Consider the following 15,910-nt stretch of genomic DNA (forward strand, 5'->3'; position numbering starts at 1 on the left):
GGTTTATAATATTAGTACTTGAAAGGTGTTATTTGAAAATGCAATTCAAAAAAGTAGAAAAGAAATGCGAAGGTAAATTTATTACCCGCTATGATATAACATATGAGACAGTGGATCATCAGAAGAAGGTATATGAGATGATCAGCCGGAATGGTGACATTACGGATTTTGAAGGACTGCATGGCAAAATGGCAGATGCAGTTGTGATCATTGCTACGGATGAGACCAGCGAGAAGATACTGATCGATAAGGAATTCCGTCTTGCTCCGGGAGAATGGGTATATAACTTTCCGGCAGGTCTGATCGATCCGGGTGAGACGCCGCAGGAGAGTGCGAAGCGTGAGCTTCGTGAAGAGACAGGGCTGGAATTATATGAGATCGATGATTTCATCGGAACCAGCTACAGTGCGGTCGGTTTTTCAAATGAAACAAATGTCTGCGTTGTTGGAAAGGCACGGGGAGAGTTCCATAAGAGTACCTCTACATTAGAAGAGATCGAAGCCGGCTGGTATACAAAGGCAGAAGTCAGAGAACTTCTTAAGAAAGCAAAATTTGCAGCGAGAACACAGGCATACTGCTATGTGTGGAGCAGAGAATAGAGGATAAAAAGTAGAATCTAGAGGGGCACAGGGGACGGAGCTTAAAGTGAAAGATGGCACAACGGTTCTTACAGCCTGCAGCAACCGTATCGTTTGCAGATAAGGGTTGTAAATATCTGGACAGAAAGGAAAAATACGATGTTTCACAAAGATTATGAAAGAAAGATCGATCAGTTAGTAAATGAACTGACATTAGAAGAGAAAATAAAGATGATCCATGGTGCGGGTCTGTTCCGCACCGGGGCAGTAGAAAGACTTGGAATCCCCCCAATCGTGATGTCGGACGGCCCGACAGGGGTGCGGTTCGAATTCTTTAATGATAACTGGGGCAGAGCCGGACATAATGATGATGGAGTTACATATTGTCCGAGTAACAGTGCGATCGCCGCAACCTGGAACCGGGAACTGGCAGGAAAATCAGGAACGGTACTTGGTGAAGAAGCCAGAGGACGTGGCAAGGATATCATACTTGCGCCGGGTGTCAATGTTATGCGGACGCCACTTTGCGGAAGAAATTTTGAATATTTCAGCGAAGATCCTTATCTGATATCAGAGATGGCGGTTCCGGTGATCGAAGGGATCGAGAGTTCTGACGTGGGTGCCTGTGTGAAACATTTTGCTGTTAATAATCAGGAAACAGAGCGGAACTGGGTGAATGTCGAGATCGATGAACGAACGCTCCGTGAGATATACTTGCCTGCATTTGAAGCAGCAGTAAAGAAAGCAAAGGTAAGATCTATTATGGGTGCTTATAATCTGTTCCGTGGGGTTCATTGCTGTGAAAATAATGAACTGCTCGGTGAGATACTGCGGAAAGAATGGAATTATGACGGCCTGATCGTTTCGGATTGGGGTGGCATCCACGATACAAAGGCCGCAGCAGAAAGCCCGATCGATGTAGAGATGTCAATCTATGCAAACTTCGATGAATACTGCATGGCAGATCCATTGTTAAATGCGGTAAGAAATGGTGAGATCGAAGAGGAAAGAGTTGATGAAAAAGTAAAGAGTATTCTCCGATTCATGCTTCGTGTCAAGATGATAGATATCGTAGAAGTCGAAAGTGGGGACAATGAACAGACGGCTATATCCGCTGGCTGCACGGAACAGAAGCCGGCTGTCTATGCGGTTCGTGACCGGAGCCGGAAGAAAGGAAGTTATGATACTTCAGCACATCAGGATGCAGTGTTAGAGACAGCCAGAGAATCAATTGTACTGTTAAAGAATGAAGAACAGAGACTGCCGCTTGCACCTGAGAAGACACATCGGCTTCTGGTGATCGGACATAATGCAGCAAAGCTTCATTCAAATGGTGGCGGAAGTGCGGAGATTGCGGCACTTTATGAGATCAATCCACTGCTTGGTATTAAGATGGAGCTTGGTGGTAACTGCGAAGTGACATATGCAGAAGGTTATTATGTGCCGGATAAGAACAGGCAGCAGGTACTGAATTGGCAGGAGGTAAGTCTGGATGAACTGGCATCGGAGCAGGGGGCTTATGAAGGAAATGATCCGGAAGGACGGAAGATCCAGAAGGCACTTCGTGAAGAGGCGGTTGCCCTTGCTTCAGAATATGATGATGTGATCTTTGTTGGCGGTTTAAATCATGATACAGATGAAGAAGGATACGACAGACCGGATCTGAAGCTTCCATATCATCAGGATGAACTGATCACGGAGCTCTTAAAAGTGAATCCGAATATGGTCATTGTCATGATGGCAGGTAATCCGGTTGATATGAGCGCATGGATTGATGATGCAAAGTCGATTGTATGGATGAGTTATGCAGGAATGGAAGGTGGCAGAGCACTCGGTGAAATCCTGTTTGGTGAAGTAAATCCATCCGGTAAACTTGTGATGACCATGCCGAAATCTCTTGATCAGGTACCGGCGATGGTTTTTGGAGATTTCCCCGGAAGAACCTTAACGGAAGAAGAACATGAAAGAATGAATGCAAAATTGACGGAAACATACAGAGAAGGTGTATTTGTCGGATATCGGTATTATGACAAATATCAGATCCCGGTACAGTTTCCATTTGGCCATGGATTATCTTATACGACATTTTCCTATGGTGATATGCAGGTAAAAGAGCCGGATGGTCAGACATTCAAGGTACAGATCCCGGTAACAAATACCGGAAAGCTTGCCGGAAAAGAGACGGTAGAGCTGTATGTCGGAGAAACGGAAGTAAGTCCGGAGAATCCTGTGAAGGAGTTGAAGGGCTTCTGCAAGTTATCACTTGCACCGGGAGAAACAAAGTATGCGGAATTTGAATTGACAGCCGAGGCATTCCGTCATTTTGATGAGAAGACGGATGAGTGGAAGGTCGTGGCAGGAAGTTATACAATCTATATCGGAAGTTCTGTTTCTGATATTCGGTCGGTAACAACCATAACAATAAAATAATTAATAAATAAAATGCTGGTATGAACGGTCTGTCTGCCGGTACTATGAACATCACGTGTGCCTACCTTCTTTCATACAATTTTATATGCATATGTCTCTGCTGCGATAAAGTCGTTTGCAGCTTCGACATAGCACAAAATTGTATGAAAATCAGTCGGCTTCTCTATGGATGTTTCATAGTACTGGCAGACAGACCGTTTATACCGGCATTTATATACATATTGTTTTATTGATATTCGTTGAGCCATTCGATAATGCCGTTAGCGATGGCGGCGGCATAATCATCCATGTTATTATCGTAAAGCTCTACGTCTTTTTCGTTGCTGATAAAGCCCATCTCGATGATCAGACTTGTCATATTTGTCTGTTTGATAACGATGTAATCGTTGTCACTGTCAAACTGTGTTCCGGTACGGACACCACGGTTATCGGAGATTCCGACCTTTTCCAGATTGGACAGGATGGTATCTGCGATCGCATGGTTCTTTTCGGAACCGGAGCTGTAGATCCATGCTTCTACACCACAGGCCTCAGGGTTGGCTGCGTAGTTCCTGTGGAGCGCCAGATAGAGATCTGCGTTGCAGTCATTTGCAATCGCAGCACGATCTTCGGAAGAAACGGTAGAATCATCATCACGAGTCATAACAACCTTTACTCCGTTTTTCTTTAATAGTTTTGCAACCTTTAAGGAAAGCTTCAGATTTCCGTCTTTTTCATGAATGTTATTAATTCCGGTTGCCCCGATGTCGGAACCGCCATGTCCCGGATCCAAACAGACTGTGTATTTTCCGTCCGGTTTTATGATCGAGACAGCATCCTTGCTGCTTTTTGACCGACTGACCGCCAACAGGACGGACAGAACGATAACGGCGATGAGCAGGACGATGTTGACACCGATCAGGAATTTTATGACAGACCGCATCTGTGTAACGGTCAGTTTCTTTTTTGTTTTTCCAGCCATAATGTATAAAACTGCCGGAGCAGCCCTTTCTGTTTCTAGTTTATTCTCAACTAAGATACTCTAAAATGATCGGATTTTCAATACGATAGAAAAGATTTAATATTTACATATATCGGTGAAATGCGGTGTAACATGGAACCGGCAGGCGACATAATTTGGCATTTTATATAGAAAAGTGCGAAAGAAATTAATAAATTTCTGAAAAATTTAATATTGTCAAATGAAAACCTGGGTGTTACCCTAAATACAGGGTGGCAGGGAGAAGATAAGAAAAGGAATAAAAGATGATCGTAGATTTTCATACTCACACATATCCGGATAAAATAGCTTCAAAGACACTTGAACTGTTAGTAAGTAGATCAAAGACAAAGCCGGCATCGGATGGTACACTTGCAGGCTTGCAGCATTCAATGGCGCAAAGCGGCGTTGATATCTCTGTTGTCCTTCCTGTTGTAACCGCACCTCATCAGGTGGAGCGGATCAATACCGTTGCAAAGACAGTAACAGCCCAGTTTACGGGAAGTGGCGTCTGGTCATTTGGCGGAATCCATCCCGGAAATGATAACTATAAAGAGATTTTAAATGGCATCAAGTCTGCCGGATTAAAGGGAATTAAGCTGCATCCGGATTATCAGGATGCCATGTTCAATGATATCCGTTATAAACGGATTATCGGTTATGCAACAGAACTGGGTCTGGTCGTTGTGGTTCATGCCGGAGTAGATATCGGACTTCCATCTGTAACACATTGTACACCGGACATGGTGTGTGAAGTATTAGATGAGGTTCAGCCGGAGCGGCTCGTTCTTGCACACATGGGTGGCTGGAATCTCTGGGACGAGGTACTTGCGAAGCTGTGCGGAAGAAATGTATATATGGATACAGCATTTTCCTATGGAGAGATTGCATGGCTTTCGGGTGCTGAACATCGTTGGAAGCTGGCATCAGAGGAGATGTTCCTGAAACTGATCAGAGCACATGGAGCAGACCGGATCGTATTTGGAACAGACAGTCCGTGGACAGATCAGAAGCGGGCCATAAAGGACATACAGGCACTTCCGTTATCAGATGAAGACAAGAAAAAGATCCTTGGAGAAAACGCATTGCAGCTTTTGGGACTGCCGGATGCAGAATAGAAAATATAAAGTGAACTATACAATATATTTGAAAGCATTAGAGGATTCATATATAAAAGTAAAATAAATTTCCGATAAATTAGTAAAAATAGACATTGCACAAAAATTAAAAATGTGTTACAATTTTGTTACAATAAGAAAAGGAGAGAAGACAGCTCCTAAGACATCCGAAATTTAAGTCGTTGTTTTTTTCACAAAAAAATATTCATAAATACAAGGGACTGCCTGTAAGACGGCGGTCCCTTTCCTTTTCTTGTGCAATCAGGTACCTCTCGTCTGACGACTCGATGATTAGCGGTCGTCAAATTGAAAACAATTTTGTGCAATCAGGTTCCTCTCGTCTAACGACTCGATGAACATTGACCATCATATAGAAATTTGTGCTCTTGCGTTGCAAGCACAATTTCTGCATGATGGTTGATTGCACAAAAAAAGAACCAGATCACATCTGGTTCTTAAGAGCTGGGCTACAAGGATTCGAACCTTGAAAATGCTGGAGTCAGAGTCCAGTGCCTTACCATTTGGCGATAGCCCATTGCTGTCAACAGATGATATTATATTACAACAGTTTGAAAAAAGCAAGCACTTTTTTAAAAAAATTACAAAAAGTTATTTGTACGCAATGAACACGAAAAATTTGAGAATAAAAATCAATGGAAATAGAAAATCCAGGTAGAAATAATAGTCTGGCTGTTGTATAATGGGAGCACTTGTGGAGATGACATTATAATAGGAAATGGAGAATACATATGTACAGTTTTGATGCGATCGTAAGATACAGCGAAACGCATGGAAGACAGGAAGCAAATGCGGCAACGATAGCAAATTACTTTCAGGATTGTGCGATCTTCGATTCAGAACAGGCAGGAATTGGAATTGAATATCTGAAGGACCATAACCGGGCCTGGTTTCTGATCTCATGGCAGATCGATGTGGAGCGGTATCCGGTATTACAGGAGAAGATCAGGGTTGGAACCTGGGCATATGATTTTAAAGGTTCCATGGGATATCGTAATATAGTTATTCGGGATGAGAATGGAGCGAATATTGTACAGGCAGCTTCCCAGTGGAGTTATATTGATACTGATACGCTTCGTCCTGTAAGAATTGAGCCTGAAGTAGGAGCAGCATATCCTCTTGCAGAAAAGCTTCCGATGGAATATGCTCCGAGAAAGATCCGGCTGATCGAAGGCATGGAAGAGACAGACAGAAGGGTTGTTCTGCCTTATCAGATTGATTCGAATAACCACATGAATAATGAAGCATATATTGCGCTGGCGTTGGAATATATCGATTCGGATGACATGATCTGTCAGATCAGAAGCGAGTATAAGCGGCAGTTTGTAAAAGATGAATGTATCGTAATAAAGAAAGCAGAAAGAGATGATCTGATACAGTTTGTATTTGCAGATGAAGAAGATCAGACCAGATGTATAGTAGAATTTAAAACAAAGAGAACGGGGAGACAGACAGCATGATCAAGATTGGCGAATGGAACCATTTAGAGGTTGTAAAAGAGAAAGATTTCGGCATTTACCTTGCCGAGAAAAAATACGACGACGAGGAAGTCCTGCTTCCGAAGAAACAGGTACCTGCGGGAACAAGAATGGGAGATCAATTAGATGTATTTATCTATCGTGATTCCGCAGATCGTCTGATCGCAACAACAAATCATCCGATCATAACGATGGGAGAACTTGCAGTATTAAAATGTGTCAATGTGACGGGCATCGGTGCATTTATGGACTGGGGACTGGAAAAAGATATCCTGCTTCCTTTTAAAGAGCAGACAAGCAAGGTAAGGGAAGGTCAGTCGTATCTGGTCCGGATGTATGAGGATCGTTCCAAGCGTTTGTGCGTCAGCATGAAGGTATATGCCTATCTGGAGACACAGTCCCCATATAAGGCAGGGGATTCTGTAAGTGGAACGGTATTTGAATTTAATCAGAATCTGGGAGCATTTGTTGCGGTTGATAATCGTTATTCAGCCCTGATCCCGATGAAGGAGATCCATTCCCGGATCAATGTGGGCGAGACGGTAGAAGCCCGTGTGGCAAATGTCAGAGAAGACGGCAAACTCAATCTGAGTTTACAGAAGCCGATCCGTGAACAGATCAACAATGACAGCGAGATGGTATACAATATCATCGAAAGCTATGGAGGAACCTTACCATTTAATGACAAGGCAGATAAAGAAGTGATCGAGAAAGAGTTCGGACTCAGCAAGAATGCATTTAAGCGTGCGGTTGGACATCTGTTAAAAGAGGGTAAGATCCGGATCACAGAGAAAAACATTATCATCAAATAATGTATTCGTAAATGAGCAGGAATGTTCAGGAGAAACAAAAAGACAGCTATGCGTGTTATATGGCTGAAAAGTACCAGGAAATGAAAGGATGAAGATGAGTAATTTCAAGGTTGAATTAAAAAAAGTAGTAGACGACAGCTATGAGATCGAGATTGGATATGAGCTGGAACAGAAGCTGATCGATGATCTGAAAGCCGGTCTGGTTGGAAAAATATCCAAATTTGTAGTAGTTACAGACAGCAATGTAAAAGAGCTGTATGCGGACAAGATTTATAAGATGCTTGAAGAAGCAGGATACAAGACAGATCTTATAAGTTTTCCGGCAGGAGAACTGAGCAAGACCAGAGCGACAAAGGAGTATGTAGAAGATACCATGCTTGCAAAGGGATATCGGAGAGATTGCTGCATTATCGCCGTTGGCGGTGGCGTGGTGACAGACCTTGCAGGATTTGTAGCCGGAACCTACGGCAGAGGAATTCCATTTATCAATTATGCAACGACATTACTTGCGGCAGCGGATGCATCCGTGGGAGGAAAGACAGCGGTCGATACACCGCTTGCAACCAATCTGATCGGACTGTTTAATCAGCCGCAGAAGGTATATCTGGATATCGCAACATGGAAGACACTTCCACAGCGGCAGTTATCTTCAGGTCTTGCAGAGACGATCAAGCACGCCTGCCTTGCAGACAGGGAATTCTTCGATTATCTGTCAGAGCATATCGAAGATGTGTTTGCAGTAAAGGACGAGGTATGCAGACATATCGCGGAGAAGAACTGCGAGATCAAATATCAGGTCGTTATGAAGGACGAGCGGGAAAGCGGTTTGCGTGAGGTTTTGAACCTTGGACATACGGTTGGAAGAGCCATCGAGACAGTCAGTGATTATAAGCTGCTGCATGGAGAGGCCGTTGCGATCGGTCTGGTTGCAGAGGTGAAGATGGCAGAACATTTTGGCTACTGTACAGCAGAGGATGAAGCAGCTATGGTTGCCATGTTGAAGCAGGCAGATCTTCCAACGGAGATTCCGGATTATATTGACCGTGACGCTCTGGTTAAGAAGCTGTATACCGATAAGAAGGTCAGAGACGGACATTTGCGTTTCGTTTTACAGCATGGAATCGGCGCAATCGAGGTATTTGATGGTGACCAGTATGCAAAAGCCATACCGGAGAGTCTGGCAAGAGAGATCATTATGGAGATATAGGCATTAAATTTCAGGAGGATATAAAAATGGATAAGAAGATAATAAGCACAGAGAAAGCACCACAGGCAATCGGACCATATTCACAGGCAATCGTTGCTAATGGATTTTTATTTACGTCAGGAATGGTTCCGATCGATCCTGCAACGAATCAGTTAGTAGAAGGAGATATCACAGTTCAGGCAAAACAGGCAATCTCAAATCTGAAGAATCTGATCGAGGCATCCGGTTCATCCTGTGACAAGGTTGTAAAGACTACAGTATTTATTAAGGATATGAACCAGTTCTCAATTATCAACGATATTTACAAAGAATATTTCAACAAAGATTTCCCTGCACGTTCTTGTGTAGAAGTTGCAAGACTTCCAAAAGACGTACTGATTGAGATCGAAGCAGTAGCAGTTGTATAAATAAAGATTTTAAAATGATGGTGTGGCAGATGTATGAATGATATCTGCCACATTATTATAAGAGGGTATATGGAGACAAGAAAGAAAATTTTTGGAGCTGAATGTTTGTTTACAGCTTTGATCGCAGTTTACGAGGTCGTAACGGTGCTGGCGTTATTTACAGATCTGTTTTCCGGCATCACGATAAAACAAAACATATTATTCAGTCAGAGTCTGATATTTGTACCAACAGTGTTATATCTGTTCATCATGAGAAAGCATGTAAAGGATATCATCTGGTTTCGGAGATTTCATCCGTTGACACTCCTGCTGATTCCACCACTGGTTCTGTTTATGGAGCCACTTATTACATTGTTAAATGCAATCTCAATGTTATTTGTGCGAAATGAGATCAGCAATGCAGCTTCAGCACTGGTTGATCATAATACACTTGGGACTTCGCTTTTTTTCATGGCATTTTTGCCGTGTGTGATAGAAGAACTGGCGTATCGTGGTGTCATGTTCGGAAGCTTTCATGAAGCCGGCAGATTAAAGGCCATATTGATGTCAGGCTTTTTATTTGGACTGATGCATATGAATTTTAATCAGATGGCATATGCGGTTGTGATCGGTCTGATCTTTGGATTTGTTGTAGAAGCAACCGGAAGCATTATTCCAACAATGATCATGCATTTTCTGATCAATGGTTTTTCTGTTGTTATAAAGCATATTGCAAATATCATTCCGGCGTTAAAAGATCAGGCAGAAAATACAGAAGTAACACAGACGATGCTGCTCAGCACCATCCGGGCATATATACCTATGGCACTGGTTGGCACTGTAATATCGGCAGGAATTATTTATCTGCTTGCAGTTATAAATGGTAGAAAGGAGAGTTTCACCGCTGTATTCACCGAACCTTTTAACCGGTACGATGAAAATGGCAAAAAGCTTCGACTGCTTACCCCGCTTATGATCGTGGTCATCCTCTACTGCCTGATCCGCTGCGTTGTCGAAGAATTTTTATTTTAACTATAGAAAAACGCCTACCAAATGAATCTGATCTGATACCTACCCTATTATAAATGACTTGCTGCGGTTTCTATTCATTGCACATGTCTTATCCGCTCATGCTCTTGTGCTAACTCGTCCTTCGGACTCAGACAAGCACCCGCATTCGCTGACAATGTGCAATTCATCAAGAAATCCTCGCTAATGTCATATTATAATAGAGCAGGTACCAGATCAGATTTGTTTGGTGGGCGTTTTGTTGCTATATGTAAATGAGTAATAAAAAGATAAACAGAAAAATACACCATTCGATATACAGGGATTTATCCAGTTTCGAGTGTTGGTGTTTTCACTATGAAAAAACATTCGCGAGTTTTTCATAGTGGGAATATCAATAGCAGAAAAAATCCTTCATTGTGGATAGTAAATCCCTCTTTGTATGCTGGTTCTTCCACTAAAATATGACATATGCGAGGCTTTCGTTGTATGGTGCACATTGCCAGTAAATACGGGTGCCTGTCTGAGCCGAAGGCGAGTTGGCACAGGAGTATTTACGGATCAGGCATGTGCAACATACAGAAAACGCAGCAGGTCATTGTTAGTGGAAGAACCAGCATATGAAGAGGGCACACAACCATAAGGGGGATTTTTTGCGTGTTCGGCTAGTCCTCGTTGCAGATCAGACCGTAGAAGGAGATCAGGTACAGTCCGGCGATACCAACGAGTGTGTAGATGATTCTGGAAAAGGCGGAGCCGGTTCCGAATAAAGCATCTACAAGATTAAAATTAAAGATTCCGATGATACCCCAAACGATCGCCCCAACGATCACAAGAGTAAGACAAATAACATTAAATACTTTCATGGCATTCCTCTCTGATTTCTAATTATTTGGACATTAGTTTTTGGCAAGGCGTCGCAAAATTAATGGTTCCATATCTCTAGTTTGTGCGAACATGAAAAAAATATACTGCCATTATAAGGGAAAATGTATACACAGGATGAAGGTATAAAATGAAAAAATATAACATAATGAATCTGGCGACAAAAATTTATTTGAAGCAAATATAAAAATCAGTTGACAGGGTACAAACATAATGTTATATTAAAAACAACATATGAACAGATATTCAAATGTTCAATAAAACAACGAGAGGAGGAACAGAATGAATACGGACAGCAGGGAAGCATGTGAATGCAAAGAGAACGATATTGCTGAGATCACCGCTGAGATTAATGAGATGATGCCGGACGAAGAGAATCTGTATGATCTGGCCGAGTTGTTTAAAGTATTTGGCGATTCTACCAGAATCCAGATCTTATACACACTGCTGGATCACGAAAAAAGTGTTGGTGACATCGCAGAAGAGCTTGGAATGAATGCATCTGCCATTTCTCATCAATTAAGAGTGTTAAAACAGGCGAAGCTGATCAAGAACCGCAGAGCCGGAAAGAATATGTTTTATGAGCTTGCCGATGACCATGTAGCAGTGATCATGCGAATGGGACTTGAGCATATATTTGAATAATAAGAAAGGTTAAAGGTGGATATTATGAAGAAGAGATATAATTTAAGTGATGTAGATTGCGCAAATTGTGCAGCAAAGATGGAGGAGCAGATCAGCAAGTTACCGGGAGTTAACAGCGCATCTATCAGCTTTATGGCACAGAAACTTACATTAGACGCAGATGAAGACAAATTAGACGAGATCTTAAAGCAGGCAGAAAAGATCATCAAGAGCATTGATGAGGAAGCTACGATCGAATATTAGAAATAATGCAGATCTGAACATTAAGACGTTACAGATTTACATAAGCTGAAAGAGAAGATAAAATAAGAAAATTATCGCAGATAGCAGAAAAAAGGTGATGGATTATGAGTAAGAAGCAGAAAAAGATGTTAATTCGAATCATCGTTGCACTGGTGGTATTTATCGCATGCGAGATTGCAGAGAAGCTCATCCATTTGAATGGAGTGTGGGATACAGTTGTAAAGGCTGCGATGTTCGCAGTACCATATCTGATGGCAGGATATGATGTCCTTTTAAAGGCAATCAAAAATATCAGCAAGGGTCATGTATTTGACGAAAACTTCCTGATGGCAGTTGCAACTGTAGGCGCATACGGAACCGGAGAATTTGGCGAGGCGGCAGCCGTTATGCTGTTCTATCAGGTCGGAGAATGGTTCCAGAAATATGCAGTCAACAGATCAAGAGCCAGTATCACAGATTTGATGAACATTATGCCGGAATATGCAAATATTGAAAAAGATGGACAGATCGTTCAGGTAGAACCGGAGACAGTTGCGATCGGTGATATCATCATCGTGCAGCCGGGTGAAAAAGTTCCTCTCGATGGTACTGTTATCGAAGGTGAAACATTTGTAGATACAGCAGCGCTTACCGGTGAATCCGTACCTAGAAAGCTGTCTGTTGGTGACGAAGTGTTAAGTGGTGTGATTAACCAGAACGGTGTGATCCGTGTCAAGGTATCAAAGGAATTTGACGATTCGACCGTATCGAAGATTTTGGAACTGGTGGAAAATGCAAGTACGAGAAAAGCACAGTACGAGCAGTTCATTACCAGATTTGCAAAATACTATACACCGATCGTATGTTTCCTTGCACTTGCAGTAGCGATCATTCCGCCGATCTTTGTAGGTGAATTTGGTAAATGGTTCCACCGTGCACTGATCTTTCTGGTAGTATCCTGTCCATGTGCATTGGTCATCTCCATTCCACTTAGTTTCTTCAGTGGAATCGGCGGAGCATCCAAGGCAGGTATCCTTGTAAAAGGAAGTAACTATCTGGAACTTCTGGGTAAAGCAAAGATTGCCGTATTTGATAAGACCGGAACTCTGACAAAGGGTGTATTCAAGGTTGTAGAGACATGTGCAAATGGAATCAGTGAGGATGATCTTCTGGAACTTGCAGCATATGGCGAATATTACTCCAACCATCCGATCGCAGCATCGATCAAGGCTGCATATAAGGGAACGGTACAGATCGACCGCCTCGATGGATATGAGGAAATCTCCGGAATGGGTATCAAGGTCTTAAAAGATGGAAAAGAAGTGTTAGTCGGAAATAAGAAGCTTCTGGATTCCAGAAAGATATCTATGGCAGGAGCAAAACAGCCATCCAAGGTTGGAACAGTCCTTTTCGTAGCGGAAAATGGTGCATATAAGGGATGTATCACGATCGCTGATGAGATCAAGGATGGCGTTAAGGATGCGATCGCATCAATCAAGAAATGTGGAATTGATAATGTTGTTATGCTGACCGGTGATAAGAAAGAGGTTGCTGACAGTGTAGCAAAAGAGCTTGGCATTGATACTGTATGTGCAGAGCTGATGCCGGGTGATAAGGTAGATAAAGTAGAACAGCTTCTCCGCGAGAAGGATGAAGACAGTACATTGATCTTCACCGGTGACGGAATCAATGATGCGCCTGTTTTAATGCGTGCCGATGTCGGTATCGCAATGGGAGCTATGGGTCAGGATGCTGCGATTGAAGCAGCAGACATCGTTTTGATCGATGATGATCCGGGCAAGATTGCCGTAGCATATGCAATTGCCAGAAAGACGGTTCGTATCGTGCAGCAGAACATTGTGTTTGCACTTGCTGTCAAGATCATTGTTATGGTACTCGGTGCCCTTGGTTTTGCAAATATGTGGGCAGCGGTATTCGCCGATGTCGGTGTTGCCTTCCTCGCGATCATCAACGCAACCCGTGCACTGAAGCCATGATGATGTATAAATAAAAATACCATATAAGAATGAGACATCTATATCTTTATTACGCAGAACACTTTCGTTCTATTCTCACGCAGCGGTTCTAACCTCACTGCCTATGGCAGTTCACTAAGAACCGGCGTTCGAATAGGTCTGCTACATAAAATATAGATGTCTCATTTCTTTTATATGGTATTTTTAATTTGTTGCTTGTGACGAGAGCGTTTCAAACTATAGATCTATGAATAAATCAAGATGATTCGAAAGCGAATACTTTATAACTGGTGTGTTTGCATATTGAGAATTTGAATAAAAAGAGAAGATCGTCTTACTATTATGAAGCAAGCCTGTTTCAACGCCGGTTCTTAGTGAGTCGCCAAAGGCGAGGAGCTTAGTACCGTTGCGTTGAAATAGAGTGCAAACGACTTGCGCAATAATAGGTAAGACGATCTTCTTTTTTTCATAGATTTATGCAAACACACCAGTTGTAAAGTGTTCGCATAAACTACTGCTCTTCGTGAGCGAGTGCCGCAGCAACAAAGCCTTTGAAAAGCGGATGTGCTTTATTTGGTCTGGATTTGAATTCCGGATGCGCCTGAGTTCCGATAAACCAAGGATGATCCGGAATCTCGATCATCTCAACGATGTGACCGTCAGGAGAGAGACCAACCAGTTCCATACCATTATCTGTTAAAGCCTTACGGTAGTCATTGTTGACTTCATATCTATGTCTGTGACGCTCATGGATATATTCTGTGCCATAGAGCTCATAGGATTTGGAATCTTTGCTGAGTACACATGGGTAAGAACCAAGTCTTAATGTTCCACCGAGGTCTGTTACATCATGCTGATTCGGCATGATATGAATAACCTGATGGAAAGAGTTCGGATTGAATTCTGAACTGTGGGCATCTGCATAACCAAGGACATGTCTTGCAAATTCAACGATCGTGAGCTGCATACCGAGACACAGACCAAGGTAAGGAACCTTTTTCTCTCTTGCATACCGGATCGCTGTGATCATGCCTTCGATACCTCTGTCACCAAAACCGCCCGGAACAAGGATTCCATCGACGTCACCCAGTGTTTCTTCCACATTTTCAGGAGTTACAAGTTCGGAATCTACCCATTTGATCTCAACCTCGGCATCGTTTGCAACACCGGCATGCTTTAAGGATTCAACAACGGAAATGTATGCATCATGCAGTGAGACATATTTGCCGACGAGAGCAACACGAACCTTTTTTTCCGGATTCTTCCAGGCAGTGATCATATCATTCCATTCCTTCCATGCATGTGGTTCCGGAGCAGGACAATCCATATGTAAGCATTTGCATACAACATCAGCGAGATGCTCTTTCTCCATAGCGAGAGGAACTTCATATAATACATCAACATCCAGATTCTGGATGACATTCTGGCTAGGTACATTACAGAATAATGCGATCTTATCCTTTAAGCCCTGATCCAGTGGATAATCAGAACGGCAGACCAGAATATCCGGCTGGATACCCATTCCCTGCAGGTTCTTAACACTCGCCTGCGTTGGCTTTGTCTTTAATTCACCGGAAGCTTTCAGATAAGGAATCAGAGTAACGTGGATCATAATGCAATTCTCATGTCCGACATCATGTGTGAACTGACGGATCGCCTCTAAGAAAGGCTGGCTCTCGATATCACCGACTGTACCGCCAATTTCGATGATCGCAACCTCGGTATCCTTTGCATCCGGATTCCGATAGAAGCGCTCTTTGATTTCATTTGTTATATGTGGAACTACCTGTACGGTGTGTCCGCCGAAGTCGCCGTGGCGTTCTTTCTGTAAGATACTCCAGTAGATCTTACCGGTCGTAACATTCGAATTCTTATTCAGACTTTCATCGATAAAACGCTCATAATGACCAAGATCCAGATCAGTCTCCGCACCATCATCGGTTACGAATACTTCACCATGCTGGATCGGGTTCATAGTACCCGGATCCATGTTGATGTATGGATCGAATTTCTGGCTGGTAACCTTGTAGCCTCTCATTTTGAGCAGACGACCAAGGGAGGCAGCAGTGATACCTTTACCAAGACCGGATACGACACCGCCTGTGACAAACACGTACTTAATAGGCATAATAATTTCCTCCTGATATATTCTAAAAACGCATAGACAT

Annotated in this window: 14 protein-coding genes and 1 tRNA gene; 11 read left to right on the plus strand and 4 right to left on the minus strand. The window is 42.7% G+C overall.

Annotation, left to right across the window (positions count from 1 at the left end):
* Positions 1–38 precede the first annotated feature (38 nt).
* Together DXA07_RS11390 and DXA07_RS11395 are read left to right on the plus strand one after the other, a co-directional pair.
* Positions 39–599: an NUDIX hydrolase gene (locus tag DXA07_RS11390; RefSeq protein WP_118484682.1), complete on the plus strand. Its 561-nt coding sequence runs from the start codon at positions 39–41 to the stop codon at positions 597–599.
* Between the two features lie 138 nt (positions 600–737).
* Positions 738–3,008: a glycoside hydrolase family 3 C-terminal domain-containing protein gene (locus DXA07_RS11395; protein ID WP_118484684.1), complete on the plus strand. Its 2,271-nt coding sequence runs from the start codon at positions 738–740 to the stop codon at positions 3,006–3,008.
* A gap of 226 nt (positions 3,009–3,234) precedes the next feature.
* Here the strand turns inward: DXA07_RS11395 and DXA07_RS11400 are convergent, their stop codons facing one another.
* The gene (locus DXA07_RS11400; RefSeq protein ID WP_118484686.1) at positions 3,235–3,969 is read right to left on the minus strand and encodes an N-acetylmuramoyl-L-alanine amidase; all 735 of its coding nucleotides are present in this window, start codon (positions 3,967–3,969) and stop codon (positions 3,235–3,237) included.
* A 284-nt stretch (positions 3,970–4,253) separates the two neighbouring features.
* Here DXA07_RS11400 and DXA07_RS11405 point away from each other — a divergent pair, with 284 nt between their 5' ends.
* A complete protein-coding gene (locus DXA07_RS11405) occupies positions 4,254–5,105 on the plus strand; it encodes an amidohydrolase family protein (protein ID WP_117785321.1) in 852 nt (283 codons plus the stop codon).
* Between the two features lie 462 nt (positions 5,106–5,567).
* Here the strand turns inward: DXA07_RS11405 and DXA07_RS11410 are convergent.
* Positions 5,568–5,640 (minus strand) — tRNA-Gln (locus DXA07_RS11410).
* Positions 5,641–5,854: 214 nt separating this feature from the next.
* On the opposite strand from DXA07_RS11410, the gene DXA07_RS11415 reads away from it, so the two are divergent.
* The 5 genes from DXA07_RS11415 to DXA07_RS11435 all read left to right on the plus strand — a co-directional run bounded on the left by DXA07_RS11415 (position 5,855) and on the right by DXA07_RS11435 (position 10,038).
* Positions 5,855–6,583 carry an acyl-ACP thioesterase domain-containing protein gene (locus tag DXA07_RS11415; RefSeq protein ID WP_021943622.1) on the plus strand — a complete coding sequence of 243 codons (729 nt, stop codon included), beginning with the start codon at positions 5,855–5,857 and terminating at the stop codon, positions 6,581–6,583.
* Positions 6,580–7,413: a S1-like domain-containing RNA-binding protein gene (locus DXA07_RS11420; RefSeq protein WP_021943623.1), complete on the plus strand. Its 834-nt coding sequence runs from the start codon at positions 6,580–6,582 to the stop codon at positions 7,411–7,413. The genes DXA07_RS11415 and DXA07_RS11420 overlap by 4 nt, the downstream gene beginning before the upstream one ends.
* Positions 7,414–7,507: 94 nt before the next feature.
* Positions 7,508–8,620 (plus strand): 3-dehydroquinate synthase, encoded by a 1,113-nt coding sequence (gene aroB / locus DXA07_RS11425; protein ID WP_021943624.1) that lies wholly within the window; start codon positions 7,508–7,510, stop codon positions 8,618–8,620.
* 26 nt (positions 8,621–8,646) lie between these two features.
* Positions 8,647–9,027 (plus strand): RidA family protein, encoded by a 381-nt coding sequence (locus DXA07_RS11430; RefSeq protein WP_008401150.1) that lies wholly within the window; start codon positions 8,647–8,649, stop codon positions 9,025–9,027.
* Between the two features lie 69 nt (positions 9,028–9,096).
* Positions 9,097–10,038: a type II CAAX endopeptidase family protein gene (locus tag DXA07_RS11435; protein ID WP_021943625.1), complete on the plus strand. Its 942-nt coding sequence runs from the start codon at positions 9,097–9,099 to the stop codon at positions 10,036–10,038.
* 641 nt (positions 10,039–10,679) lie between these two features.
* On the opposite strand, the gene DXA07_RS11445 is transcribed toward DXA07_RS11435, so the two are convergent.
* A complete protein-coding gene (locus tag DXA07_RS11445) occupies positions 10,680–10,880 on the minus strand; it encodes a DUF378 domain-containing protein (RefSeq protein ID WP_008401155.1) in 201 nt (66 codons plus the stop codon).
* Between the two features lie 301 nt (positions 10,881–11,181).
* On the opposite strand from DXA07_RS11445, the gene DXA07_RS11450 reads away from it, so the two are divergent.
* The 3 genes from DXA07_RS11450 (at position 11,182) to DXA07_RS11460 (ending at position 13,763) form a co-directional block, all read left to right on the plus strand.
* The gene (locus DXA07_RS11450) at positions 11,182–11,544 is read left to right on the plus strand and encodes a metalloregulator ArsR/SmtB family transcription factor (RefSeq protein WP_021943626.1); all 363 of its coding nucleotides are present in this window, start codon (positions 11,182–11,184) and stop codon (positions 11,542–11,544) included.
* A gap of 24 nt (positions 11,545–11,568) precedes the next feature.
* Positions 11,569–11,787, plus strand: a complete 219-nt coding sequence (locus DXA07_RS11455) for a heavy-metal-associated domain-containing protein (protein ID WP_021943627.1) — start codon at positions 11,569–11,571, stop codon at positions 11,785–11,787.
* Positions 11,788–11,891: 104 nt separating this feature from the next.
* The gene (locus tag DXA07_RS11460; RefSeq protein ID WP_118484690.1) at positions 11,892–13,763 is read left to right on the plus strand and encodes a heavy metal translocating P-type ATPase; all 1,872 of its coding nucleotides are present in this window, start codon (positions 11,892–11,894) and stop codon (positions 13,761–13,763) included.
* A 490-nt stretch (positions 13,764–14,253) separates the two neighbouring features.
* Here DXA07_RS11460 and DXA07_RS11465 read toward each other — a convergent pair whose 3' ends face one another.
* Positions 14,254–15,870 (minus strand): CTP synthase, encoded by a 1,617-nt coding sequence (locus DXA07_RS11465; protein ID WP_117785327.1) that lies wholly within the window; start codon positions 15,868–15,870, stop codon positions 14,254–14,256.
* Positions 15,871–15,910 lie beyond the last annotated feature (40 nt).

Source organism: Clostridium sp. AM54-37XD (assembly GCF_003478225.1).
GTDB classification, from domain to species: Bacteria; Bacillota; Clostridia; order Lachnospirales; family Lachnospiraceae; genus Coprococcus; species Coprococcus ammoniilyticus.

Excerpts from the sequence above, each read along its gene's own strand:
- DXA07_RS11450 (WP_021943626.1), top strand. The coding sequence starts at position 11,182 with ATGAATACGGACAGCAGGGAAGCATGTGAATGCAAAGAGAACGATATT.
- DXA07_RS11455 (WP_021943627.1), top strand. The coding sequence starts at position 11,569 with ATGAAGAAGAGATATAATTTAAGTGATGTAGATTGCGCAAATTGTGCA.
- DXA07_RS11395 (WP_118484684.1), top strand. The coding sequence starts at position 738 with ATGTTTCACAAAGATTATGAAAGAAAGATCGATCAGTTAGTAAATGAA.
- DXA07_RS11400 (WP_118484686.1), bottom strand. The coding sequence starts at position 3,969 with ATGGCTGGAAAAACAAAAAAGAAACTGACCGTTACACAGATGCGGTCT.
- DXA07_RS11415 (WP_021943622.1), top strand. The coding sequence starts at position 5,855 with ATGTACAGTTTTGATGCGATCGTAAGATACAGCGAAACGCATGGAAGA.
- DXA07_RS11465 (WP_117785327.1), bottom strand. The coding sequence starts at position 15,870 with ATGCCTATTAAGTACGTGTTTGTCACAGGCGGTGTCGTATCCGGTCTT.
- DXA07_RS11405 (WP_117785321.1), top strand. The coding sequence starts at position 4,254 with ATGATCGTAGATTTTCATACTCACACATATCCGGATAAAATAGCTTCA.
- DXA07_RS11390 (WP_118484682.1), top strand. The coding sequence starts at position 39 with ATGCAATTCAAAAAAGTAGAAAAGAAATGCGAAGGTAAATTTATTACC.
- aroB (WP_021943624.1), top strand. The coding sequence starts at position 7,508 with ATGAGTAATTTCAAGGTTGAATTAAAAAAAGTAGTAGACGACAGCTAT.
- DXA07_RS11445 (WP_008401155.1), bottom strand. The coding sequence starts at position 10,880 with ATGAAAGTATTTAATGTTATTTGTCTTACTCTTGTGATCGTTGGGGCG.
- DXA07_RS11435 (WP_021943625.1), top strand. The coding sequence starts at position 9,097 with ATGGAGACAAGAAAGAAAATTTTTGGAGCTGAATGTTTGTTTACAGCT.
- DXA07_RS11430 (WP_008401150.1), top strand. The coding sequence starts at position 8,647 with ATGGATAAGAAGATAATAAGCACAGAGAAAGCACCACAGGCAATCGGA.
- DXA07_RS11460 (WP_118484690.1), top strand. The coding sequence starts at position 11,892 with ATGAGTAAGAAGCAGAAAAAGATGTTAATTCGAATCATCGTTGCACTG.
- DXA07_RS11420 (WP_021943623.1), top strand. The coding sequence starts at position 6,580 with ATGATCAAGATTGGCGAATGGAACCATTTAGAGGTTGTAAAAGAGAAA.